General features: G+C 42.9%; 23 protein-coding genes. 18 read left to right on the top strand and 5 right to left on the bottom strand.

The genetic code is table 11. The features are described 5' to 3' along the window. The first annotated feature begins 39 nt into the window (after positions 1–39). On the top strand, positions 40–723 hold the full coding sequence (locus VLA57_RS06030; protein ID WP_333954579.1) for a hypothetical protein: 684 nt from the start codon (positions 40–42) through the stop codon (positions 721–723). After that, complete coding sequence (locus VLA57_RS06025; RefSeq protein ID WP_333954578.1) at positions 701–1,786, top strand: helix-turn-helix domain-containing protein; 1,086 nt, start codon at positions 701–703, stop codon at positions 1,784–1,786. The genes VLA57_RS06030 and VLA57_RS06025 overlap by 23 nt, the downstream gene beginning before the upstream one ends. Positions 1,787–1,894: 108 nt before the next feature. Here VLA57_RS06025 and gltS read toward each other — a convergent pair whose 3' ends face one another. The 4 genes from gltS to VLA57_RS06005 form a co-directional block, all read right to left on the bottom strand. Continuing rightward, the gene (gene gltS / locus VLA57_RS06020; RefSeq protein ID WP_011512689.1) at positions 1,895–3,169 is read right to left on the bottom strand and encodes a sodium/glutamate symporter; all 1,275 of its coding nucleotides are present in this window, start codon (positions 3,167–3,169) and stop codon (positions 1,895–1,897) included. 73 nt (positions 3,170–3,242) lie between these two features. After that, entirely contained in the window at positions 3,243–3,629 is a 387-nt protein-coding gene (locus tag VLA57_RS06015; protein WP_333954577.1) for a barstar family protein, read from the bottom strand. A gap of 1 nt (position 3,630) precedes the next feature. After that, on the bottom strand, positions 3,631–4,377 hold the full coding sequence (locus VLA57_RS06010) for a ribonuclease domain-containing protein (RefSeq protein ID WP_333954576.1): 747 nt from the start codon (positions 4,375–4,377) through the stop codon (positions 3,631–3,633). Positions 4,378–4,674: 297 nt separating this feature from the next. Further along, complete coding sequence (locus VLA57_RS06005; protein ID WP_333954575.1) at positions 4,675–5,976, bottom strand: glutamate-5-semialdehyde dehydrogenase; 1,302 nt, start codon at positions 5,974–5,976, stop codon at positions 4,675–4,677. 355 nt (positions 5,977–6,331) lie between these two features. Here VLA57_RS06005 and VLA57_RS06000 point away from each other — a divergent pair, with 355 nt between their 5' ends. From VLA57_RS06000 to VLA57_RS05955, 10 genes are all read left to right on the top strand, one after another. Continuing rightward, positions 6,332–6,658, top strand: a complete 327-nt coding sequence (locus VLA57_RS06000; protein WP_333954574.1) for a hypothetical protein — start codon at positions 6,332–6,334, stop codon at positions 6,656–6,658. A gap of 172 nt (positions 6,659–6,830) precedes the next feature. Continuing rightward, positions 6,831–7,628, top strand: a complete 798-nt coding sequence (locus VLA57_RS05995) for an ABC transporter ATP-binding protein (RefSeq protein WP_011512694.1) — start codon at positions 6,831–6,833, stop codon at positions 7,626–7,628. Between the two features lie 340 nt (positions 7,629–7,968). Beyond that, entirely contained in the window at positions 7,969–8,769 is an 801-nt protein-coding gene (locus VLA57_RS05990; RefSeq protein WP_333954573.1) for a transporter substrate-binding domain-containing protein, read from the top strand. Between the two features lie 86 nt (positions 8,770–8,855). Next, the gene (locus VLA57_RS05985; protein ID WP_011512696.1) at positions 8,856–9,788 is read left to right on the top strand and encodes a transporter substrate-binding domain-containing protein; all 933 of its coding nucleotides are present in this window, start codon (positions 8,856–8,858) and stop codon (positions 9,786–9,788) included. Between the two features lie 99 nt (positions 9,789–9,887). Further along, entirely contained in the window at positions 9,888–10,805 is a 918-nt protein-coding gene (locus VLA57_RS05980; RefSeq protein ID WP_333954572.1) for an ABC transporter substrate-binding protein, read from the top strand. Between the two features lie 437 nt (positions 10,806–11,242). Beyond that, positions 11,243–11,977, top strand: coding sequence for an ABC transporter permease (locus VLA57_RS05975; protein WP_020442682.1), 735 nt, complete (start codon positions 11,243–11,245; stop codon positions 11,975–11,977). A 13-nt stretch (positions 11,978–11,990) separates the two neighbouring features. Continuing rightward, on the top strand, positions 11,991–12,716 hold the full coding sequence (locus VLA57_RS05970) for an ABC transporter permease (protein ID WP_333954571.1): 726 nt from the start codon (positions 11,991–11,993) through the stop codon (positions 12,714–12,716). Between the two features lie 97 nt (positions 12,717–12,813). Further along, complete coding sequence (locus VLA57_RS05965; RefSeq protein ID WP_333954570.1) at positions 12,814–13,530, top strand: fumarylacetoacetate hydrolase family protein; 717 nt, start codon at positions 12,814–12,816, stop codon at positions 13,528–13,530. Between the two features lie 273 nt (positions 13,531–13,803). Then, positions 13,804–16,005, top strand: coding sequence for a PhoX family protein (locus VLA57_RS05960; RefSeq protein ID WP_333954569.1), 2,202 nt, complete (start codon positions 13,804–13,806; stop codon positions 16,003–16,005). Between the two features lie 230 nt (positions 16,006–16,235). Continuing rightward, the gene (locus VLA57_RS05955) at positions 16,236–17,699 is read left to right on the top strand and encodes an alpha/beta fold hydrolase (protein ID WP_333954568.1); all 1,464 of its coding nucleotides are present in this window, start codon (positions 16,236–16,238) and stop codon (positions 17,697–17,699) included. A 244-nt stretch (positions 17,700–17,943) separates the two neighbouring features. Here the strand turns inward: VLA57_RS05955 and hslO are convergent, their stop codons facing one another. Next, positions 17,944–18,924, bottom strand: coding sequence for an Hsp33 family molecular chaperone HslO (hslO, locus tag VLA57_RS05950; protein WP_333954567.1), 981 nt, complete (start codon positions 18,922–18,924; stop codon positions 17,944–17,946). 552 nt (positions 18,925–19,476) lie between these two features. Here hslO and VLA57_RS05945 point away from each other — a divergent pair. The 6 genes from VLA57_RS05945 (at position 19,477) to VLA57_RS05920 (ending at position 26,416) form a co-directional block, all read left to right on the top strand. Then, positions 19,477–20,469, top strand: a complete 993-nt coding sequence (locus VLA57_RS05945) for a glutamate/aspartate ABC transporter substrate-binding protein (RefSeq protein WP_333954566.1) — start codon at positions 19,477–19,479, stop codon at positions 20,467–20,469. A 109-nt stretch (positions 20,470–20,578) separates the two neighbouring features. Next, entirely contained in the window at positions 20,579–21,325 is a 747-nt protein-coding gene (locus VLA57_RS05940) for an amino acid ABC transporter permease (protein ID WP_011512705.1), read from the top strand. Then, on the top strand, positions 21,322–21,990 hold the full coding sequence (locus VLA57_RS05935; protein ID WP_011512706.1) for an ABC transporter permease subunit: 669 nt from the start codon (positions 21,322–21,324) through the stop codon (positions 21,988–21,990). Before VLA57_RS05940 ends, VLA57_RS05935 begins: the two co-directional genes overlap by 4 nt. Before the next feature lie 183 nt (positions 21,991–22,173). After that, positions 22,174–22,893: an amino acid ABC transporter ATP-binding protein gene (locus VLA57_RS05930; RefSeq protein WP_041753349.1), complete on the top strand. Its 720-nt coding sequence runs from the start codon at positions 22,174–22,176 to the stop codon at positions 22,891–22,893. 178 nt (positions 22,894–23,071) lie between these two features. Beyond that, on the top strand, positions 23,072–24,331 hold the full coding sequence (locus VLA57_RS05925; protein WP_333954563.1) for an NAD(P)/FAD-dependent oxidoreductase: 1,260 nt from the start codon (positions 23,072–23,074) through the stop codon (positions 24,329–24,331). A gap of 330 nt (positions 24,332–24,661) precedes the next feature. Beyond that, complete coding sequence (locus VLA57_RS05920; RefSeq protein ID WP_333954562.1) at positions 24,662–26,416, top strand: AMP-binding protein; 1,755 nt, start codon at positions 24,662–24,664, stop codon at positions 26,414–26,416. Positions 26,417–26,424: the final 8 nt, after the last annotated feature.

Below are 26,424 nucleotides of genomic sequence, written 5' to 3'. Positions count from 1 at the left end.
GGTTAAAATAGTGGAACTAGTATTGATAAAGGAATAGAAATGCACGCTTATAAAATTGAACATATCACCCAGTCAGATGAGCATAAGGATGATAGTGATTTCAAGAGAATTGGTCTTCCTTATGAAGTGTTTGCTAAGGCAGTAGATGCAGCATTTAGAGCTTACCAACGTGAAGATAATGATTTTTCTACAAAATCAGCAGCAGGATACAACGCTTGGAATTATGCTGTGAAGGAATTAAGACTAAAGGCGTTAGAACGTAGTTGGGGGACGCCTTTTGAGAGTAATGGTATTGAAGGTATCAAAAGTCCACTAAGAAAAATTACAATTATTGTTAATTCAGGCAATAAGCATACTGGAATCAAAGATAAAGAGCCAAAACCTAAGAATCAAAAAGGTTCGGGCTATAACGTTCTGATGAGTGACAATTTAGATTTATTCACTTCTTGTGATGACTTGTTTGACGCAAACGCTATTACTGGAGAATCTGCTGATCCAAATCAAACATGGTTACTTCTTTTTCATATTGACGAGAGGAAGGAAGAAATTAGATTTGAGCTATTACTACCTACAAAGATAGAGAATAGAATTATTTCTGGCTATAAAAAGCGAATTATTTTGTCACCTATTGATATTTCGAATAAGCCTAAACTTACATCCGTGAAGAGTGAAGAAGACTCAACTGTAGGGATTGATTTTGATGTGCCTAGAAAGAGTGGATAAAGAGTTTAATCCTGATAGATTTAAAGTCGCAAGACTAAGACGCAAGATGACATATAGGAAACTTGCGGAGCAAACAGGTTTGTCTTCAAAAACTATATCTAAATACGAGAAAGATGGCATTAATAACCCGCCTTCTAGTGAGTCTTTGAAGAAAATATCGCAAGTTCTCAGTTATCCTGCACAGTTCTTCTTTGAAGATGATATTGATGAAATATCTACTGAGACGGTTTCATTTCGTGCATTAAGTAAGATGACAGCTGCACAAAGAGATGCTGCTATATCTGCTGGACGACTTAGTCTCATCGTCAACAATTATATACAAGACAATTTTGAACTTCCTAAACAAGATTTTATAGATTTGAGAGGTTGTGATCCTGAGGTAGCAGCAGAGACAATCAGAGAGCATTGGGCGCTTGGAAGTAAGAAGATAGGTAATTTGATACATCTATTGGAATCTAAAGGTGTTCGTGTCTTTTCATTGTCAGAAAATACCCTAGATGTTGACGCTTTTTCTTTTTGGAAAGATGGCTTGCCATTTATTTTTCTTAATAATAGGAAATCAGCAGAACGTAGTCGGTTTGACGCTGCACACGAATTGGGACATTTACTGCTGCACAAGCATGCTTCACCTTTCGATGACCCTATTGACGTTTCATTATCTCCTAGTCGAGTTGCTGAACAAGAAGCTGATAATTTTGCTTCTGCATTTTTGATGCCAAAGGCAAGTGTTGCAAATGCTGTTCCTAACTATATAACTATAGAGGACATCATTGAACTAAAAAGTAGATGGTCGGTATCCGCTGTCAGCCTGATATTTAGACTGTATAAAGCCAATCTTATTACAGAGTGGCAGTATAGAAAACTTATGGAAGAGGCTTCAATAAGAGGCTATAGAAAGGAAGAGCCTCAGCCTATTCCTAGAGAAAAATCTTTAATTTTTGAAAAGATAATGCCCATGTTAGCTAAGGAGGGTTTGGGCATAAAATCCTTTGCTAAAGAATTGAAATTACCTCTAGATGAAGTAACCAATTTAATGTTTATGCCAAGTCTTATAGAGCGCTAATATACAAATAGTAATTTAATTAGTCTTATCATCTAACATAAATAAGTCCCAACTATATAAATATAATTGGGGCTTATTCAGGTTAATTCGACTTTATTGCTTATCAAATCACATAAATGGCAATTTGGTAAATATCTGCAGGATGGTGGCGTTAACGATATCAACGAAGAATGCACCAACCATAGGTACAATCAAAAATGCCTTATGTGATGGTAGGTAACGATCGGTGACCGCCTGCATATTGGCAATCGCCGTAGGAGTTGCACCCATACCGAAACCACAGTGTCCTGCTGACAAGACAGCTGCATCATAGTCTTTGCCCATGAGTTTGAAGGTCACAAAGTAAGCATAGCCAATCATTAGAACAGTTTGTGACAATAAGATGATCAATACCGGACCTGCCAAATCTGTCAATTGCCACAGCTTTAATGACAATAAAGCCATCGCTAAGAAAAGACTCAGAGAAGCGTTACCAATGACGTCAATCGCACGGTCAAACATATCAAAGTTAAATACCATGGTTAAGGTGTTACGCAAAATCACACCACCTGCTAATGCCCATACAAAGGTCGGTAACTCAAACCACGTATCCTGCGCTACCAAAGTCATGAGATCAGCAAATGCCAATGCTGCGGCAAACAGTGCCAATGATTCAATGGTAGACGATGCCGTAATCAGACGGATATTATCCGGTTTTTCAAACATCTCCTTATTACTATGAACTTCCTCTTCGCTGTGCTTGGTGCTATAGAGCGACTGCTCACTTGCCAGTTTTTCAACATCACTTGGGTTTGGATTGTCTGCTGTAGGCTTGAGACCAAGCTTTTTAATCAAGCGACGGGCAACAGGACCACCGATAATACCACCTGCTACTAAACCATAAGTGGCAACTGCGATACCCAGCGTCGTCGCGCCAACCACACCATACTGCTCCTCCAAAGTAATGCCCCAAGCACCAGCAGTACCATGACCACCAGTCAAAGCGATTGAACCGGTCACCAAGCCAAGCAAAGGATCAAGCCCAAGTGCGCTTGCCATTGCAACACCAAGGATGTCTTGCAAAATGATAAAGACAGACACGATAATGGTGAAAATTAGTAAGGGTGAGCCACCTGCTTTTAACCGACCAAAATCAGCGCTAAGCCCGATAGAGGCAAAAAACATCAGCATAGTCGCTGTTTGCAGTCCTTGATGGAAATTAAAGCTATAGCCCCAAACAATATTAAGAATATAAACGACAATCGCTGCGACCAAACCGCCTGCGACTGGTTCTGGAATATTGAAATCTTCTAAAAACTTAATTCTTTTGACTAAGAAGCGTCCAAGTAAAAGGACCAATGTGGCTAATATCAGGGTGTAATAGCCGTTTAAGGTAATTTCCATATATTCATCCTTTCTATAAATATAAATTAATCTGAATTCGGGATAAGTCTGTTTTTATCTCGAATTCAGATTCTTATCTTATGGGTGACTGAGTGAAATCGTCGGATGCCATAATAATCCACAGTTGTGGTTTGCCAAATTCTTTAAAGGCGTCTTCAACGAGATTTTTGAACACGTTAAAATCTTCGCTATTAATGTCGTTAGTTAAGGTTAAATCAAGAGCTAAGTACTCGATATCACTGTCTGTTAAGCAGTCCCATGTCGCATCCCAGTTATGACCAAACCAACTTGGAAAATCGCATGCTTTTGCTAAGTTGGCTAACAGTGTGTCTTTATTTAATATATTGCCTATAGGCACAGGAATTGCCTGCTCAGGTATAGCGACAAAGAAACCGCTGCTGTTATCGACATAACTTTGCTCAATGCGGTTTCGAGTCACATAATAAATGGCTTCGCTCATATCATTTCACCTGCAGTATTTGAAAGCTGTTGTAATGATCAAGGGTCAAATAATAAATGGTCGGTGGGTGACCACCAGTAACAATACGTCGTGCGCCGCGATGCGAAACGGCAGGTGTGGGTACGGTATATTCGCGATAGTAGCCTTGCGCCTGCGCCGGTAGCTTGCCTTCGCGATTATAAAACGTGCTGCCATCCTTATTGGGATAAGGAAACGGTCCACCTTGCTGAATAAGCGCAAGCGTTTGATCTATCTGCACATCACCAGTAATAGCTGCTGCATTTGAAGTGCTGGCAGGTTCAATATGGTTTTGCGATAGGCTAGTAGATGGCGTGCTATCGGCAAAAAAACTGGATTTCAAATCAGCAAAGAAATAGACCGCAACAGCGATAATGGCAATCAAACTGAGCAGGATGGAGAAGCTGCTTTTCTTATTGTGGCTGATACGATTATTTTTATGCTGATTGTTTTTCTGATGCGCATTATCTGATTTGCGATAAGTTGAATTTGCCACTGAATTAGATACTGATGTTTTTAAAGTACTTAATTCATTTGATGTGACTTCGGTGGCGCGCAACTGATTTTTTTCATTGTGTTCGCTATTAAAGTAAACGCGTTGCCCTTCGCTGATAGGCTGCGCCATTCGCACGGATGTTATGTGAAAAAACACATCTTCACTTTGATTGTCGACATCGATAAAGCCATAGCCTTTATCAGAATTCCAGTGCTTAATTTTGCCACTTTGCATGGGCGTCCTCGTCCTATCGATAGGGTTTATCATGTAAAATAATGGCTATATAATGAAAGTATCTTAAAAAAACTACGGTGCTGCTGGTATAAATTTTTTGCCGCCTCTGTCTGCGTAGGCACAGCAAGCAAGAAAAATTGATACCAGTAGTACGTGATGTATCGATATTGTTTTTCCCTGACTATATGTCATATACAACATGTGTAGTAAAAATAAAAAAACGCCAGCAATTAAGCTGACGTTCTGTAACAATTATACTGCAGAAGACATTATAAATTGTAGTGAAGAAGTAATAAATCAGGCACGCGTTTCGCCATGACCATAAACAATCCACTTTTGTGAAGTCAAACCTTCAAGTCCAACAGGTCCACGCGCGTGGATCTTGTCGGTTGATATACCAATTTCGGCACCAAGCCCGTATTCAAAGCCATCGGCAAAACGGCTAGAGGCGTTAATCATCACGCTTGCCGAGTCGACTTCGCGAATAAATCGCTGTGACTTGGTATAGTTATCTGTAATGATAACATCGGTATGATGACTGCCATGGGTGTTGATATGCTCAATCGCCTCATCAATGCCGGATAGTATTTTAATCGCGAGGATAGGGGCGAGATATTCGGTATCCCAATCTTCAGCGGTGGCGGCTGATAAATGGCCTTTAAGGGTGGTGTTATCGTTCAGAATAGCCTGCGCTTTACCATCAAGACGTAGTTGCATCGCATTATCGGCTTCAACGATGGCTTCGGCAATTTTTGGTAACAGCTCATCAGCGATGGCTTCATCGACCAACAAGGTTTCCATGGTATTACAAGTACCATAGCGATGGGTTTTGGCATTGACACTCACGTTAATGGCAATCTCAGGATCAGCATCACTGTCGATAAAGGTATGACAGTTGCCATCTAAGTGCTTAATGACAGGCACGCGTGCATCGCGGCTGATACGCTCAATCAACCCTTTACCGCCGCGTGGTACGATAACATCAACATATTCTGTCATAGTGATAAGCTCACCAACGGCAGCACGGTCAGTGGTCTCTAGCACTTGGACACTATACTCAGACATACCAACGTTTTTTAGTCCTTCTAAAATACATTTGGCAATCGCTTGATTGGACTCAAATGCTTCAGAGCCGCCACGCAAAATAATGGCGTTACCTGACTTTAGTGCGAGCGAGGCTGCTTCCAAAGTGACATTGGGACGCGACTCATAAATCATACCGACTACACCAAGTGGCACGCGCATTTTTCCCAGATGAATACCCGACGGACGATACGTCATGTCGGTAACCTCACCAATAGGGTCAGGCAATGCCGCAACGTCTTTTAGACCTTGTAGCATGCCATCAAAACGGGCGTCATTTAATTCCAAGCGATCAAGCAGCGCAGCATCCAGATCGTTCTTTGCCCCATTGTCCATATCGACTGTATTGGCGGCTAAGATATCTTGCTTAGCGTTCTTTAATACATCGTGAATTGCCATCAGTGCAGCATTTTTGTCACCCGTATTGGCAGCAGCCAGTGCTCTGGATGCAGCGCGCGCTTCTTTACCAACATTTTGCATATAAGCGGTTACGTCTGTGGTATTGGTTTGACTCATAAATATTCTTCCTTATAGTTATAAATAGAGAACAATCAGTGTTCTTTAGCGCTCTAATGGCACTCTGCTATTTAACATAGAGGAGATTAGGTCGATAGTAAAGCCGATTTTGTGAATAGAAGTCACTTGTCTTTATATGATAGTCATGATTGAGCATTGGATTGATGGTTACGTATTTTTAACAGAAATAGACTGCAATTACTAAGGTAGTCGCTATGAATCGTCCGTATAGTGAGCGCTAAGCAGCAAGAGATTCATTTTAGCTTTAACACGTTATTTTTGAACTCGCTCGGCTACATGATAGCTATTCATAGTAGAAATTAATGATAGTAAATAAAAGTATTGGAGAATGAACATGACCATTGATCAACAACAAATTCAAAAATCTGGTGCTTACAAAAACTGGTTGGGCGTTGGATTGGTTGCAGCGGCATTGACGCTAAGTGCCTGTGGTAAGAAAGAAGAGCCACCAGTAGAGACGGCGCCAGCAGTCGATGCGCAGACTTCGGTAGAAGATGAAGCCACGGGTGTGGCTACTGCCGGCAGTGCTGACGATGTTGCGGTAGCAACTGCTGACAATGATATGGCTGTCAGTAGCACGGATGATGTGGCCGTAGCAACTTCGGATGATGCAGAGGTGATGGACGGTACTGAAAGCGAAGAGCACGTCTCAAGCTACTAATGTGGCAGATAAAACAGCGCTCACGCTATTAAGATGATAAAATAAGGCCCATAATTGACTGTATATTATGGGCCTTATTTTATAAAGGTAATTTATTGCCAAACGCCTTTTTAAGGCTAAGCGCATTTTTACGTCATGTTTTCATTCATATTTATTGGAAGTCTGCTAAACCATGCTTGATACTGCAAATAATCCGACTCGACCTATCGCTTTAGATTTACAAGATATCCATAAAAGTTTCGGCTCATTGGCCGTACTGAAAGGCGTATCTCTAACTGCCTATGACGGCGATGTTATCTCTATTTTAGGCTCGTCTGGCTCAGGTAAGTCGACCCTGCTGCGCTGTATCAATTTGCTCGAAAAGCCCAATCAAGGTCGTATTATTATCGGTAAAGATGAGCTGATGCTAAAGCCAGCTAAGTCAGGCGAATTGCAAGCGGCTGATATCAAACAGCTAGAACACTTGCGCGCACGCGTGGGCTTTGTCTTTCAGAATTTCAATCTATGGCCACATAAAACGATTATTGACAATATCATTGAAGGGCCAATACAAGTCTTAAAAATAAAAAAAGACCAAGCCATTAGCGATGCTGAGAAGCTGCTTGATAAAGTCGGTTTGCTTGATAAAAAAGACGCTTATCCTGCTAATCTGTCTGGTGGTCAGCGTCAGCGTGTTGCTATTGCACGCGCTCTTGCTATGCAGCCACAGGTATTATTATTTGATGAACCGACTTCTGCATTAGATCCTGAGCTGGTCAATGAAGTGCTTGCCGTTATGCGAGAGCTAGCCGCAGAGGGACGCACGATGTTGATTGTGACCCATGAGATGCGTTTTGCTCGTGACGTTTCTAGTAAAGTGGTATTTTTACACCAAGGCGTTATTGAAGAGATTGGTACACCTGAGCAGGTCTTTGATAACCCTAAGTCTGAGCGCGTTAGAGACTTTATGGCTTCACATCGTCAAAATTAATCCATTGCTTAAATCTAGTAAAATGGCAATCTTAGCAATAATTGTTTAAAACGCTAAGATTGCACATCAGTAAGTCTATTCGTGCCTTTATTACTCAATAATCACAGTCGGTATGCAAAACGTTTGTTTTTGATATTCCACTCAGGTATTATCAAAAGACTTGTGAGCGGGTATGCATAGCACTTATCCATATACCTAAACATCTCACAGCCTGAATATCCAGTTGCCTGAATCTGAGTAACTTATCTGGCAGGGACGTCAGAAAAAATATACCAGAACGCTGTATCAAAAATTAGAGATTAAAAATCATCTTAAAAATCCATCAGAATTTAAGGAACGTATGATGTCGAATTCTCGCCTATTGTGGTCATCGATGACCGTTACTGCCGCGCTCATGTTAGGTGCTTGTAGCCAACCTGCCAATGACGCTGCTGATACCAATTCAGATGCACCGGCAGCAGGAACCGCTGGCAAGACCATTCGTATTGCGACTGAAGGCGCATACCCTCCTTTTAACTATACCAATGCCGATGGCAGTTTGGCGGGTTTCGATATCGACGTTGCCAATGCTCTATGTGAGCAGATGCAAGCCAAATGTGAAATTGTCGCTCAAGATTGGGACGGTATTATTCCGGGTTTATTGGCGCAAAAATACGATGCCGTTATCGCTGGTATGTCTATTACCGCTGAACGTCAAGAAAAAGTTGATTTCAGCGAGCCTTACTTTGCCAATACGATGGTTTGGCTGACCGATACCAAAGGCAGCTTTGATCCTAAAGTCATCAAAAATCTGACGCTTGGTGGTCAACGCTCAACGACGCCGGGTGCTTATTTACAAGACAATTATGAAGGCAAAGACGGCAATACCGTTAAGCTTTATGACAATTATGACAATGCTTACTTGGACCTGAAGTCTGGTCGTAGTGATGTTGTATTGGCTGAAAAAGTATCAGCAAAATCATGGTTAGCAGACAACCCTGAAGGCTTCGGTATCGTGGGTGATGAGATTGACAATGATGACAATATTGCGATTGCTGTCCGTAAAGGCGATGCCATTAAAGAAGACTTTAATAAAGCGCTGAGTGAAATTCGCAGTAACGGTGAGCTTGCCCGTCTTGAGCAGCAAAACTTTGGTCAATAATCTGTAATCATTAGCGTCGATTGTTTATATCTGTTTTAAGCAACGGATATATATACGGCTGGTAAATATATTAAGGAATAACCACTATGATCATTTCAATGACCTCGTCAATGACCAAAAAAGCCTTGTGGTTAGCGCCACTAAGCGCTGCCATGCTGATGCTAGCTGGCTGTAATAACAGCTCTACACCAACAGAAAGCACTGAAACAGCTGCTGCAACTGATACGCCTTTAAATATCAAAATCGCGACAGAATCAAGCTATAAACCTTTTAGTTATACCGATGCTGATGGCAAGTTAATCGGCTATGAGATTGAATTGGTTGACGCACTATGTGCGCAAATGAAAGCCAAATGCGAAGTGATCTCCCAGGATTGGGATGGCTTGATTCCAGGCTTAAATGCGCAGAAGTTTGATGCTGCCATCGCTGGTATGTCAATCACCCCTGAGCGCAAAGAAGTGGTCGAATTTAGCGAACCTTACTTTCATAGCGGCATTATCTTAATAGGTAAAAAAGGCGACGATGTTAGTGTTGACGCTTTAAAAGGTCAGCCAATTGCCTCACAGCGTTCAACTGTTGCCTCGCAATATCTACAAGATAAACATGCTGATGCTGATATCAAACTTTATGATACCCAAGACAATGCGTATCTGGATCTAACGTCAGGTCGTGTGCGGGCGATGATGTCTGATAAAGTGACTGGTATTGACTGGCTAAAAACAGAAGCTGGTAAAGACTATGAGGTCAAAGGTCAAGAAATCAGCACCAATGATGATGCGATGGGTATCGCTTTCCGTAAAGGCGATCCATTGGTTGCCAAATTCAATAAAGCCTTGGCTGAGCTAAAAGACAATGGCACTTATGATCAAATCACGGGTAGCTATTTTGGTACCAGCTCAACCACTGCTGCTCAAAAAGCAGTCGCTACTAGTGATATCAAAGAAGTAGTAGTCATGGATAAAGCTAGTGTCGATGCTGATACGGCGATTGCTAAAGAAGAGCAAGCGACAGCAAACTAATACCTGTGATGACAAATATGTATTGATCCTAAGTTTTGAGGAATGCATATTTGCTAGTACTTTTCAAAATTTCACGATGTAATAACCTCAAGGATGATTATGAGCAACCATCTTGTCATAGGCTCAAATTCAATGACCAGTCAGCGGTTTTCAAAACCTATGCTAGCAGTGGCAGCATTTTTAGCTTTAGTCGGTTGTAGTAACGGTCAAGATAAAGGGGCTGAAAGTACTAACTCAGACGCTAATAATACTGCGGAGACAACTGAGAAAAAAGCAGATGCGACAGAGGGTAATGTGCTGCGTATCGGTACTGAGGGTGCTTATGCGCCTTTTAACTATACCAATGCAGATGGCACGCTCGGCGGTTTTGATATCGAAATTGCCAATGCTATCTGTGCTGATATGCAAGTAACTTGTGAGATTATGGCGCAAGATTGGGACGGTATTATCCCCGGTCTCAAGGCTGGTAAATATGACGCTATCGTCGCTGCGATGTCAGTCACCCCTGAGCGCGCTCAACAAGTAGCTTTTACGGATCCGTATTTTAGCAATGCGCTAGTGTTTTTAGCCAAAAAAGATAGCACCTTTGACCCTGCTAAGGTGACTGATATTAATGCCCACTCTATCGCCGCTCAGCGCTCCACCATCTCATCACAGTGGCTAGAAAACACTTATCCAAAAGCGGATATGAAGCTATATGATACATTAAGTAATGCGTTTTTAGATTTGGGTGCCGGTCGCGTCGATGCCATGATATCGGATAAACTGCCAGCGATTGAATGGCTCAGCTCGACGTCCGGTACTAATTATGTGTTAAAGGGCGCGGAGATTGATATCAATGATAACTTTGCGATTGCCGTCCGTCCGAATGATGAAGCTCTACAAGCAAAAATTAATACCTCATTGAGCAATATTAAAGCCAATGGCACTTATGATAAGATCAATCAAAAATACTTTGCTGTGCCAGCAAGTGCGACACTAACAGAAGCACCAGCTATAGATAGTGCTACACAGTAAAGGCTCAGTAGTATTACTGTTTTCACGACTGCATTCATATTGTGTTAATAAGCATGAGGACATCGCCATTATGGTGATGTCCTTTTTCTTGCGTCCTTATTTACAGTCACGCTATTATTGTAGGCATTATTAACCAACAGATTTGCTGTTATTTAACCAAATCATCGGCCTTTTAAAGAGATAGATATATATTTAGGCAATGCTTTTACACGTCAGTATTAACATAGCAGCGAATGAATATGATAAAATCAGCGCTCATTTCTACTGTGTCAATTATCGCGGCAATAACCGTATCAATCTAGCGTCAGTCTATGACGCACATGACTCATATTTCTTGGGTCTAAAGTACGTTTATTAACTGTATTCAGCTATTGATGCTGATTTTTTTAACTCATATTTTGCAATATTGCTAATATAAAGAGACTGAGTGGATAATCGTGTTTGACTTACAAGGATTTGGCGCGCTTTTATTGAGCGGCGCTACCGTCACCATACAGCTTGCCATGACCAGTCTGATCATCGGCATGTTCTTAGGTTTGCTCGGTGCCACAGCAAAGCTATCTAATATCTGGCTGCTGCGCAAAATTGCGACTGTCTATACCGCCACGATGCGCGGTATTCCTGAGCTGCTATTGGTACTGTTTATCTACTATGGAGGCTCTATACTGCTAATGAGCATTCTCAAAAAGTTCGGCTATAACGACTATGTCGAGATTAGCGCTTTTTGGGGCGGTGTGATGGCACTGTCTATTGCTTTTGGTGCTTATGCGACTGAAATCTTCCGTATGTCGATTCAAGAGATTCCCATAGGACAGCGAGAAGCGGCGCAAGCGATTGGTATGCGTCCTTTTCAGACTTTTTATCGCATAACCTTACCGCAAGTATGGCAGATTGCATTGCCAGGTTTGGGTAATCTATTTTTGGTTTTGCTTAAAGATACGGCACTGGTGTCGGTCGTAGGTCTTAAAGATATCATGTATCAGTCCTCGCGCGCCGCGCAATCAACACAGCAGCCATTTACCTTTTATATGGCAGCGGCAATAATTTATTTAGGTTTGACCATGCTGATTACTGGCTTTATGATGTGGCTTGAATGGCGTGCCAATCCGGCGGCGCGTTATGCTAAAAAGCTCAGCCGTCAAACCACTCACCGTCAATCGACCATAGGATAAAGGGGAAGACACTATGGATTGGAATTGGCAGGTTATTTTTGATCATATCCCAGACTTACTCGGTGGCGCGGTATTGACCGTACAGTTGGTTTTGTTCTCGGGTATTATTGGCTTATTTTTTGGTTTGGTTTTGGCGCTGTTACGGTTGTCCAAAAATTGGATGGTACAGATACTCCCTTTTCTGTATATCTTCTTTTTCCGTGGCACACCGCTACTGGTACAGATATTTTTGATTTACTATGGTCTTGGGCAGTTCGAAGCGGTACGTAATTCGTTCCTATGGGAGCCAGTTCTTAGCCAAGCTTACTGGTGTGCAATCATTGCCTTTACCCTAAATACCAGTGCTTATTTAGCCGAGATTATCCGCGGTGCTATTCAAAATATTCCGGTCGGTGAGCTTGAAGCTGCCGATGCAATTGGGATGTCAAAGTGGCAGAAACTGACCCGTATTACGTTACCGCGTGCTTTTGGTATTGTAATTCCGGCATACAGCAACGAAGTTATTTTTATGCTAAAGGGCAGTGCATTAGCGTCAACGATTGCTTTGATGGATATCACGGGCGTTGCCCGTACTATTAGTGCGCGGACCTATACCTTGATGGAGCTGTTCTTCGCTGCCGGTATCGTTTATCTGTTGTTATCGTGGGTGATTCTGTTTAGCTTTAGAATGTTTGAAAAGCGCATGAATCGTCACGCAAGCTATGTGCCACCAGATGTGACTACGCATACCGTCGGCTAATGATTTGTCATGAATAAAACCTATCATAAACGTTGTGATAAATAGTGCAGTATGTTTCGCTTTTTAAAATATCAATCATTTGCTGTGAGCGCCTAGTATGAGCCAATCACCATCTATATCCTTAGTCGATACAATTGCTGCCAGCGTAAAGGATGACGCGAGTATTGCCACTGTTAACGATAGCGTACGAGCATCCATCGGCAAGGTCATTTGCGTTGGCCGTAACTATGCAGAACACGCGCGTGAGCTTGGCAATGAGATACCAAAATCGCCTATCTTATTCATGAAGCCAGCATCGTCCGTGGTCAGTGTGCACAATGATATTGTCCGTCCAAATCCAGTGCTATATGGCGACACTCATTATGAAGCAGAGCTGTGTATTCAGCTGGCAGCCGACTTATCGGCAGCAACGATTGAACAAGCAAAGCAAGCGATAGGTGGCGTGACTTTGGGGCTTGATTTGACCCTACGTGACTTGCAAAGTAAGCTCAAAGAAAAAGGTCATCCATGGGAGCGTGCTAAATGTTTCGATGGTGCTTGTGTGCTTGCCGATTGGATTGATCCGCAAGCGTTTGGTGATTTTCGCCATGTCGAATATCAGCTCTATATCAATGACGAGCTGAAGCAAGATGGTGATACTGCCTTGATGCTATTTCCAGTATATGAGTTACTGGCAGAGATTAGCCATGCCTTTAGCTTACAAGCAGGCAATGTGATTATGACTGGTACGCCGAGCGGCGTTGGTATATTGCAAGCAGATGATACGCTAACATTCAAGCTTGGCACTCATGAATGGCAGGTGCAAGTTCGATAATTTCTTATCGCAGCAGTATCATATAAGTTTTTACATGCATTAACGCTATCAAAAAATCCCAAGTTCACACTTGGGATTTTTTTGGTTTATCAGGGGTAATAGCCATTTGTCATGAGGCTATCGTCACATTACTATCAAATTGGCATTTGGTTTTCAACGTACTGTCATAAACACTCAGTAGACTTAGGCATAATTCGTATTTTGGTGATTGCAATTACAAGACTGTAATCAACTCTCTCATGCCAATCCAGCCTAACAGCAAGGTGACTGATAATGACATTATTGAATAACAAACAACCACTTGCCCATGAAGTCGTTGAAGATTCTAATCCGACCAACAATATCGATTTTCAAACCATTATTAGTCGTCGTTTAAATCGGCGTAGTATCTTAAAAGGTGGCACAGGATTAACAGCGGCGGCGTTTTTTGGCGCGCTACCTTTAGTCGGTTGTAGCGATGACGATGATAGTATTCCTGCCAAAAATAATGGCAATGATGCTGCTGTTCCTGCACAAGGTGATCTCAAACGTCCCGAAACTTTGAAGTTTACCGCAGTGGCGCATTCAACTGCCGAAACGATGAGCGTGGCAGCAGGCTATAAAGCCGAGATGATATTACCACTTGGCACGCCGCTAATATCTGGTATTGATGACTGGAAAGACAATCGAGAGCAGTCGGCTGAGTCGTTCGAATGGCGCATGGGTGACAACCATGATGGTATGTGGTTTTTTGGCAAAAAGGGCGGCGCATATGATGCCAAAGCGGCAGAGAATGGGCTACTGGTGATGAATCATGAGTATGTAAACAGTAGTGAGCTAAGCCCTTTTGGCTATCATGTGATCCAAGATAACAACGCCGCACCCATCTTTCAAAATCGTCGACTTGCTAGCGACGTGCGCCGTGAGGTTAATTGTCATGGAGTGGCGGTGGTCGAGATGAAACGCCGCGCTGATGGCATGGGCTATGAGATGGTGGCTGATTCGAAATATAATCGCCGTCTCACGAGTAGTAGTACAGCGCAGTTGACAGGACCCGTTGCTGGCTCTGATTTGGTCAAGACTAAGTTTGATCCGACAGGTTTTCAGACTCGCGGCATCAATAATAACTGCGGTGCAGGTTTGTCACCTTGGGGCACTTATCTGACCACCGAAGAGAACTTTTTAGGGGTATTTGCCCGTGGGCAAGATGCCAGCCAGCTGAGCGCAGGACAAAATTACGGTCGCGAACGCTACGGGGCAACGGAAAACTTCCCTGGTTGGGAATATTTATGGCATACCCCTGATGCTAAAGATGCCAAGATAAGCGATGAGTTTTCACGCTGGGATATGACCGCCGCTAGTGCTAGCGCCGCTGACGATTATAGAAATGGCTTTAATACCTTTGGCTATATCACCGAAATTGATCCTTTTGATCAAAATTCCATGCCGCAAAAGCGCACGGCACTAGGGCGTTTTGCTCATGAAAATTGTGCCTATGCCCCTGTTGAACAAGGCAAACCGGTGGTCTTTTATATGGGTGACGATGCTCGAGGCGAATATATCTATAAGTTCGTCTCCAAAGCCACATGGTCAAATGCTGATATCGGCGGTGGATTAAAAGCAGGTGACAAGTATTTGAATGAGGGCACGCTCTATGTTGCCATCTTTAATGAAAATGGCCGCGGTGAATGGAAAGCGTTGATTCACGGTCAAAATGGACTGGATGTCTCCAATACGGTCTTGCCTTTTCATGGACAAGATGAGGTGTTGGTCTTTGCTCGTGCAGCAGCAGATGTGGTCGGTGCCACCAAAATGGATCGACCAGAGTGGGTGTCGGTCAGTCCTATAACGGGCGATGTATATGTGACATTGACCAATAATAAATATCGTGGTGTACGTGATGATCAGCCACTTTCAGCGCCCAATCCGCGCAGCTATAATACTGGCGGCAAAGTGCGTGGTAATGATAATGGTCATATTATTCGCTGGGCAGAAGCAGGGGGCGATCATGCGGCAACCAGTTTTGAATGGGATATTTATTTATTTGCTGCGCCGAGTGATTTATCAGCAGAAAACTTATCACAATTAAATGACAATAATGACTTTTCTTCCCCCGACGGCTTATACTTTGATCCACGTGGCGTCTTATGGATTCAAACAGATGACGGTGCTTATACCGATACCAGCAGCTGTATGTTGCTAGCAGCGCTACCGGGCAATGTCAGCGATGGAACCCTCACTACTACGTCAGCGGGGCAACAAACCCGAGTCGGCATGCCTGCCACTAATGACAATATCAAACGTTTCTTCGTCGGTCCGGAGGGCTGTGAAGTCACAGGTATTACGATGGCCCCAGACTTTAAAACCTTATTTATTAATATTCAGCATCCGGGTAATACGTGGGGCGCTATTGCTGGAGGTAGTACACCACGCTCAGCCACCGTCATGATTACTCGCGAAGATGGTGATGTCATACTGGCAGAGTCATTTGTCTAGTTAAACATTTGCATTAGTAATGATGCGTCTTAACAAACATAAAAATCCTAAGTCATGGCTTTGGGATTTTTGTGTTTTAGGCGGTAGTTACTAGTGTGCAATTTTTGATATTGAATAATTACATGGCTTTTTGACAATAAAGATACTTGATAGTTAAATCATTCTCTTCTGTTTATGACCATTACAGGATAGTATGGAAAATTCCTTTAACTGTTTGATATGTCAACATTATGCTCAGTCCAAAACCTTTAGAAACTATCCATGATTTATTTGCAACGACTCGGCATCCTTCTGATGAGCAATCTGCTATCGATATAGGATTTCAAGGCGATGTATATGAGGAACTGGATAAGCTTGACTATATCTATGTGGATGAGCTGACTGAAAAAAGCGTGAATCATAGTGATGTTCAACCGTATCAACCGCTCTCATTGGTTGGTTTTTTTGAAGGATTGGCACAGCTTGCGACTATGGGTGTGGTCGAGGTGACTGACATTGTAGAAGCCATCCATCGTGAGATATTACTGCGTCCTTTAGGGCGGTTTAATAAAGGAAATGTCGAGCGCTGGCAACAGGGTATCACGGGGCGCATTTATGGTACGGTACGTCAGGCTGTGCAGCTGATTGGTAATAATTTAGCCTCAGGTCTGCACCTTTATAATACTGTTTTAAAACCCAAAAAGGTGAGACTATTACCAAAGAACTTGCGGCGCATGGTCAATATCCTAAACGGAGTGATGGGTGATCATCTGATTACGCATCAAAATCCATTAGCAGTATCGATGGTGCTGTATGATACCAATAATCGGGTGCAAAGCGCTGTATTGTCAGGGCGCGTTATTATTCTATGCCATGGACTTTGTTTAAGCCACTTAAGCTGGAAAGTATCTGGTGAGAATAATCTGGCAAAAGTGCTCATGTATAGCTTGCCATCATCGACTGTCTTGTACTTAAACTATAATACAGGTCGACGTATCTCAAGTAATGGACGTAGCTTTGCTCAAGTGTTGCAAGATTTGGTTGAGAATAACCCAGACATCACCCAGATTGATTTGGTCGGTCATAGTATGGGCGGTTTGGTAAGCCGTAGCGCGCTGTTTTATGGCAAAGAACAAGGTTTTAGCTGGGTCAAAAGGGTGAGCAATCTGGTGACTTTAGGGTCACCGCATCATGGCGCAAGTTTGGAGCAGATTGGGCATTTTGTCCAAGATAAAATAGCTAAATTGCCCTTTGCTGGGTCATTAGCAAAGCTTGGTGATATGCGCAGTGCGGGTATCATTGATCTGCGTTACGGTAGTATTCGAGATGCCGACTGGCAAGCGTTAGAGGGGCGTAGTGTGCTACCAGCAGATTTTCGTCATCCTACTCACTTGCCATTGCATGTGAATACCTATCTGGTAGCAGCAGTGATGGTCGAGACCCATTTTGAATTTAAGACCACAAGTTTATTGGGCGATGGGCTGGTTTCGGTAGAGTCAGCACTGGGTGAGCATACCGAAGAGCATACGCTGGTAGTGCCAGAGGGGCACAAAGCTATTTTTTATGGGATAAACCATATGAACTTAATCTACAGCGATAGAGTACATCAGCAAATCATTGCTTGGCTCTTGGATGATAGATTAGGCGATGCACATGAAGCAAAGTATGCGCTGAACCCGCGTATTTATTCTTATCCAGAAACCTATGAGGTTTAGAATAAGAGATACAAAATAATCAGACTAATGCTAAAAACCCTCAAGCATCATACTTGAGGGTTTTTTTATGACTGACTATAGTGAATTCAGTATTAAAACGATACAGTAGGACTGAGATGAATTTTACGCAGCCTCTGTCGGCGTAGGCACAGCACGCCAGAAAAATTTATACCAGTACTGCGTTGGAATATAACGTATCTGTTTTATTTGGAATTGACTATACTTAAATCAATGAGATAAAAGACTACTCAGCAAAAATCGCTGCCACATCGTCTTCATTAAATTTATAAATCTCACCGCAGAATCCGCAATCCATCTCAAAGGTACCGTTTTGCTCTGCAACGATATCCAATGCTTCTGTTTCGCCGATTTGCTCGATTGCCATTTCACACTTTTCACGTGAACACGTACAACCAAACGATAGCGAGATAGGCTCAGGAGCAACGACTTTTTCTTCATGATATAAGCGATACAAAATCTCATTGGTATCAAGCGTGGTCAATTCTTCCGATTTTAGCGTGCGTGTCAATACAGACAAGCGTGTCCACAAGTCATCATCAATACCAGCATCTTCATTTTGCTCAACTTCGTAGGTTTCTTGAGCGGTACGTGGCAGCATTTGCACCAAGATGCCACCAGCTTGTAAACCATCAGATGCCAAATTAATCAGCGTTGGAATCTGTGCCGATTGCTTTTGATAATGCGCCAAACAATCTGCCAAATTGTCATGGCTACGTTCAACAATACCTTGATATGGCTCGCCGCCATCCGGTTGGATATTGATAAATAATACGCCTTGACCAGTAGCGCCCAGTTCAGCAAACGCTTCTTTAGCATGCAGCATATTATTCCACGCTTGTACGTGCTCGTCAGTATCATCTTTCCAGCTGGCAAGAGCGCGGATAATACCGTTTTGATCACATTCAGCCATCGCCCAATTCAGCAAACTATCGCTATCTGATGATTGCAATTGAATCGACAAGCGACCATTGATTTTAACAGTACCAATCAGCAAACTTGCAGCCGTCAACATCTCACCGAGTAAGCGTTTTAGTGCTTCAGGATAAGGCTTTTGCGCAATGGTCGTCGCATAGCTACGCGATAGGCGCACCACATCACCGCGCACCGGAGAGTCTTCAATAAAAAAGCGTTGGCGAATGTCGTTATCTTGCATCAGATCAGTATTTTGTTCAGGGGCATTCGGAGTTTGGGTATCTTGGGTCATAGGTCATTTATAAGATTAAGAAGTTGCTAGCTTTATGGGGATAGATGCGGATTTATCAATCGTATCTATAGTAGATACACTTTTAAAAAAATACAGTGCTATTGGGTTTAATTATTCGCAGCTTCTTTCTGCGTAGGCACAGTCAGCAAGAAAAATTGATACTAGTAGCACCTTATAATTTTTGTATTTCTTTTATTTAGGACTGACTATAGTAGATTGTTGACGTAAGAAATGCCGTTGATAAAAAATGAATTTCTCTATTAGCTTTATCAAATACGTACCTACATTAATGACGTTAGAGCTTGTTTTATTTAGGGATTATTATCTTAGATAAATTAAAAACCAAAAATAGTCAGCTGAGTAAAAAAAGTTTACCCTCGTCAGTCAATTTGTTGTACAGTAACATTAAGTTGCATAGTGATAAACAACAGCAACAGCACGGATGCATAGCAATAGAACCCATAAACGCAAATTTATAGCGTTTTTCTACGGTTTCTATCGCACTTAAATGTTATTCCAATCTTGTGGCAATGTGATAAAAGGACATATCTCATGACTTACTTTCTTTCTACCTCTATATATAAACCATTAACGTTAGTTGCCTTTATGGCACTAGCTCTAGCAGGCTGTAACAACAATAGCCAAACCAGCAATGAGGCGACGCCAGCAGATGGAGCAACCACTGAGGCGACGGCAAACACCAACGGCACCTTAGATAAAATTAAAGAATCAGGCACCATCGTCGTCGGTCACCGTGACTCTTCCATTCCGTTCTCATACATCGCTGATGATCCAAATCAGCCGATCGGCTATGCTCATGATTTAGAGATGAAAGTGGTAGAAGCTGTCAAACAAAAGCTCAATATGCCAGATCTAAAAATCCGCTATAACCTTATTACCTCACAAACACGCATCCCATTAGTACAAAATGGTACAGTAGATTTTGAGTGTGGTTCAACAACCAATAATGAAGAGCGTCAGAAACAAGTCGCTTTCTCTAACGGCTTCTTTGAAATCGGTACGCGTTTATTGACCAAAAAAGATTCAGGTATCCAAGGTTTCGATGATTTAAAGGGTAAAACCTTAGTCACGACTGCAGGTACAACTTCAGAGCGTTATATTCGTGAATACAACGACGATAAAAAGATGAATATCAATGTCATCTCAGCAAAAGACCATGGCGAAGGTTTCTTGATGCTAGAGAATGGTCGTGCCGATGCCTTTATGATGGATGATGTATTGCTAGCAGGCGAAAAAGCCAAAGCCAAAAATCCCGATGAATGGGTCATTGTTGGTGAGCCACAATCGTTTGAGATTTATGGTTGTATGATGCGTAAAGACGATCCAGAATTTAAAGCCGTGGTCGATGAAGCACTAGCCAATGTCTTTAAGTCAGGCGAGATCAATAGCATCTATGACAAATGGTTCTTAAATCCAATTCCACCAAAAAATGTCAATCTAAAGTTTGAGATGTCAGATAACTTAAAAGCGTTGATTGCCAATCCACATGATAGCGATCAGCCAAAAGTAGCGACTGCGCAATAACGCTTCTTGTCCCTCAACATAGCATGCTTACGCGTTCAGATTGTTTGTCAAATAGTTTGATAGCAGTCTGAAAGCGTGGGCTTTTTAACCGTTGCTCGGAGAGACAATTATGAATTATAGCTGGAACTGGGGTGTGCTGTTTGAGCAGACCGGTATCGGTAGCGAGCTGTATATCCATTGGATGATTACTGGTCTTGGCTGGTTGTTATTGATTGGCAGTATTGCATGGGCAATCGCCATGGTGGTTGGTACTATTTTTGGCATCATGCGTACCTTGCCGAATAAAGGCGCACGTGCTATCGGTACTGCTTATGTGACGTTTTTCCGCAATATCCCTTTATTGGTACAATTATTTTTCTGGTTTTATATAGCTCCAGGTTGGCTCACCCCATCCATACAAGAGTGGTGGTATAAAGACTTGTCTCCCAATACCTCAGCCATGCTGTCAGCCAGTATCGGTCTTGGTTTATTTACCGCAGCTCGTATTGTTGAACAAGTACGTACTGGTATCGAGTCACTACCTCAAGGGCAGATCAATGCTGCCTACGCGCTTGGCTTTAGTATCCCGCAAGCCTATAAAGAAGTACTGCTGCCACAAGCGTTTCGGATTATCTTACCGCCACTGAGCTCAGAGCTGACCAACTGCTTTAAAAACGCCTCAGTTGCGTCTTTGGTTGGGGTAATGGAGCTGATCAGTCAGACCAAAACCATCAGTGAATATACTCAAAACAGTCTTGAGATTTATACCTATGCGACCATTATTTATCTGGTGTTTAATCTGTCTTTAATTGCCATTATGGGGCTAATTGAACGTAAATTGCGTGTGCCTGGGCTAATTGCAGGGAGTCAAAAATGAATATGACCGAACTTGCAACTGCCTATCCCGGTTTGATGGGTGGCATGCTGACTACTTTAAAAGTATTATTTTTAGCAATCTTAGGCGGTCTCAGCTTAGGAACGGTATTGGCTTTGATGCGTTTGTCTGGTATCAAAGCGCTTGAGATACCTGCAAAGCTATACGTCAATTATTTCCGTTCTGTGCCATTGCTGCTCGTGCTGCTCTGGTTTTATTTTGCCGTACCGATGATTTATTTTTGGGTCGCTGGTAAATATCTGCAACTCGATACAGCCTTTACCTCGTGTGTAGTCGCTTTTATGATGTTTGAAGCGGCATATTTTTCAGAGGTGGTACGTGCGGGTATCCAATCTATCGGCAGTGGGCAGGTTAACGCTGCGAAAGCGCTTGGCATGACCTATGGGCAAACGATGCGCTTGATTATTTTGCCGCAGGCGTTTCGCAAGATGCTACCGCTGATTTTACAGCAATGTATTATTTTATTCCAAGATACGACATTGGTTTTCGCGATTGGCTTGACGGATTTTTTCCGTGCCGCTTATGTACGCGGTGAGCTGATGGGTTTATTAACGCCCTATATATTAGGAGCAGGCGCTGTTTATTTTATTATCAGTTTGAGTGCCTCTATTGGCGTACAACAAGTACAAAAGCGTTTAAGATTCTAATGATCTTTAATAAATTCGTATCGAAACCTGTACGTTAAGAGCTATATTTAATAATGATGAAAATAATGTGGTTAGGAGCCAGTGATGAATGAGCCAGTAATGAATAATACTGACACGTATATAAATGAATTTGGCGGACTGGTCACTAACACTGGTCATGCAAGCGATGAAATCGTCATCCAAATGAGTGATGTGAGTAAATGGTATGGTGATTTTCAAGTATTGTCTGGCTGTAGTGCCCATGTGCATAAAGGCGATGTCGTCGTCGTTTGTGGTCCATCAGGCAGCGGCAAGTCAACCTTGATAAAAACGGTTAATGGGTTAGAGCCTTTTCAAAAAGGCGAGATTATGGTCAGCGGTATCTCCGTTGGCGCGCCAAAAACCAACTTGCCAAAATTACGTAGTAGTGTCGGTATGGTCTTTCAGCACTTTGAGCTGTTCCCGCATCTGACGATTGTTGATAATCTGACTGTCGCGCAAATCAAAGTATTGGGACGTAAAGAAGCGGAAGCCAAGCAAAAAGCCATGGCATATCTAGACCGCGTCGGACTAACGGCGCAAGCAGCAAAGTATCCAGCTGAGCTGTCCGGTGGGCAGCAGCAGCGTGTCGCGATTGCACGTGCGTTAGCAATGGATCCAGTGGCAATGCTCTTTGATGAGCCAACTTCAGCACTTGACCCTGAGATGATTCAAGAAGTGCTTGATGTCATGGTTGAGCTAACCCGTGAGGGCATGACGATGATGTGTGTTACCCATGAGATGGGCTTTGCCAGTCAGGTGGCCAATCGGATTATCTTTATGGATGAAGGTCATATCGTTGAAAACTGTAGCAAGGATGAGTTTTTTGAAAGCGCGAAAAGTGACCGCGCGCAAATGTTCTTATCAAAGATTCTCAATCATTAAAGCAGTCATTTAGAATTGATATATTTAGAGCACTTATTAATAGGTGCTTTTTTTATTGTAAGCGACTTTATAAACGCCTACGTGAGTGAATACCTGTTTACTGATACAATGGCAGCAACTATCATAAACAGCCACTATTATAAAAACAATATAATCTCTCATCTATCATGGAGTCAGTATGAGCACAGAAACTACATTTCCTATTACTACAGCAACAGACGCCAAAGGTATTGTCATCATTGGTGCAGGTTTGGCTGGCTGGCACGTCATTGATGCCATTCGTGCCAAAGACAAAGATGTGTCGATTACTTTAATCACCACAGACAATGGCGATCGTTATCATAAGCCGATGCTTACCATGGCAATCAGCCAAAACAAGCAGGCATCAGACTTGGTACGCGCGACTGGCGCTGATGCAGCAGAAGCGGCACAAGTGACCTTACTTGCCAATACGCAAGTCACGGACATTGATGCTGCTGCGCAAACGGTACAGCTTATCTCAGCGCTACGCTCAGATCCTGTTTATACCAATTATGCAACCATCAGCTATGACAAGCTGGTCTTAGCGATGGGTGCTCATCCTATTTTTCCTAATAGTTTGCCACAAGATTTGGTATGGCATGTCAATCATATTGAGCGTTTTGGGCAGTTGCAAGAAAAGCTAGCAGCGGGTAGTCAGCACGTGGCGATTGTCGGTGCGGGTATGGTAGGGACAGAGATTGCTGAGGACTTGCTCAAGGCAGGTCATGAGGTGACCTTAATTGATTTAAATGATGCGCCGCTATCGCAAATGCTACCGCCAAAAGCGACAGCTCGTATTGCAGAGGCCGTTAAATCACAGGGTATTAACTTTTTGGGCGGTTATCTGGTAACGGATGTTGTTCGTATTAGTGATGGTAATACAGCTGAAAACAATATTGGTAAGCTGCAAGTTAGCTATGAGCCATTTGCTTCTAATGCAGAAGATGCAGATGCTCAGTCATCTGAGATATTAATCGTTGATCATGTGATTGCCAGTACTGGTTTGACCGTTGATGGTAAATTGCCAACAGCAGCTGGGGTTGAGTTCAACCATCGCACTGGTATCGTGGTAGATGCGCCAACGCTGCGTACCAATACTGATAATATCTATGCGATTGGTGATTGTATGTCTATCAATGGCGTCGCCTGCCGTTATGTAGCGCCACTGCGTGCGCAGGCAGCAACGATTGCTGATGATGTATTAGGTTTAGAGCATAGCGGTTATGAGCATAAGCCACCGATGATTCGCTTAAAAAACAAAGCCATCTCAGTGATGGCCACGGGCGTGCCGCAAGCAAACGGCAACTGGCAAGTAACCACTGAAACTGAAGACGAGCTTATTATGAATTTACTCAATGATAATAATGAAGTCAGCGCGACCGTTACTATTAAGGCGCCGCCAATGGTTAAAGCCTAATCGTTAGAGGGCTAAATATTATCTAAATCTAGAATTTGTTGTCTAATTATAATAATAGGTTTAAACATTAACTCTCATCAAAAAGCCAGTTATGCAGCAAATGCATAACTGGCTTTTTTGGGTCAAATATTTGTCATGCTTTTATGCTATCTTTTACTCAGCGATTATTTTTAGTAACTAATTAAATGATACATATTGTATTACTATTATTGACAGCCTTCGATTTAAGGCGGTATAGTAGCTAACGCTCGTCAAGACCTGTTCAAGGAACAATGAATGGGTGACAGGCGACTCATTAGCACCACAATAAGTAAAACGAAAGGACTCGTTATGACTCAAGTTTCTGACTTCGATACCATTCTAAATAATATCCCCAGCATCAATATGGGTGCACGCTCAGCAAATGCGCCACTTACCCAAAGCTATGATAAAGGTCCTGATGTGCCGCTGATTGAGGCAACCATCGGTGATTTCTTTGATGCGATTGTCTCCAAATATCCTGAGCGCGAAGCACTGGTCGTACGCCATCAAAATATCCGCTGGACTTATCGTGAGCTACAACAGCATGTCAATCAGCTGGCTAGTAGTATTATTGAGATGGGACTCGAGATTGGTGATCGCATCGGTATCTGGTCGCACAACAATGCTGAATGGCTTTTGATGCAACTAGCGACCGCGAAAGTCGGCGTTATCCTCGTCAATATCAATCCTGCCTATCGTACCTTTGAGCTGCAATATGCCTTGAATAAATTGGGCTGTTCGGCATTGGTATTGATGCGCCATTTCAAAAGTAGCGATTATGCCAGTTTAATCCGTGAGCTGTGTCCTGAGATTTATCATAAAGATTATACCCAGCTTGATTTGGTCGAGATTCCAACCATTGAGCGTATCATTTGGATTGATGAGCCAGACTCTGATGAGGAGTTTGGTTTTATGCAGAAGTTCTCTGCTTGGATGGCGGAAGGCGATGCCAACGATCCACGTGTCGCAGAACGTCAAGCGCAACTTAAAAACACCGATGCTATTAACGTCCAATTTACCAGTGGCACGACAGGGACGCCAAAAGGTGCGACGTTAAGCCATCGCAATATCCTCAATAACGGCTACTTTATCGGTGAGGCCATGAATCTCACTGAGGAAGATAGACTGTGTATTCCAGTACCTTTATATCATTGCTTCGGTATGGTGCTCGGTAACTTAGCGATTCTGACGCATGGCGGCTGTATCGTCTATCCGAACGATGGTTTTGAGCCATTGTCAGTCCTGCAAGCAGTCGAAGAAGAAAAATGTACTGGTCTGCATGGCGTACCGACGATGTTTATCGCCGAGCTTGACCACCCTGAATTTGAAAATTTTGATTTATCGACTTTGCGTACTGGCATCATGGCCGGCTCTAGCTGTCCGATTGAAGTGATGCGCCGTGTCATTGATAAGATGCATATGAGTGAGGTCACCATTGCTTATGGCATGACTGAGACCAGTCCCGTTTCCTGCCAGACCAATGAGCATACGCCGTTAGAGAAGCAAGTATCGACCGTTGGTTTGGTGCAGCCTGCGCTTGAGGTTAAGGTCGTCGATACCGAAACGGGCGAGATTGTACCCTTAGGTGAGACTGGTGAGCTATTGACTCGTGGTTATTCAGTTATGAAAGGCTATTGGGGCAGTCGCTTTAAAACCCGCGAAGCCATTCAAGATGGTTGGATGCATACCGGTGATTTGGCCACCATGGATGAAGATGGCTATGTCAAAATCGTTGGTCGTAGTAAAGACATGGTCATTCGCGGCGGTGAAAATATTTATCCAGTTGAGATTGAAAACTATCTATATCGCCATCCAAAAATTCGTGATGTGCAAATCGTTGGCATCCCAGATGAGCGTTATGGTGAAGTACTGGCTGCATGGATTATTCCTAAAGAGCCAGATTGTCTGACTGAAGAAGAAGTGCGCCAGTTCTGTAGCGAGCATATCGCTCATTATAAAGTGCCGACCTATTATCGCTTCGTGACCGAATACCCGATGACCATCACTGGCAAAATTCAAAAATATAAAATTATCGAACAGATGAAAGAAGAGCTAGGCTTATAGTAAGCTTG

The sequence above is a fragment of the Psychrobacter sp. S4(2024) genome (assembly GCF_036861305.1).
Classification (GTDB): Bacteria; Pseudomonadota; Gammaproteobacteria; order Pseudomonadales; family Moraxellaceae; genus Psychrobacter; species Psychrobacter cryohalolentis.
Note: the sequence above shows the minus strand (reverse complement) of the source record. Positions and strands in the feature narration are given on the sequence as shown.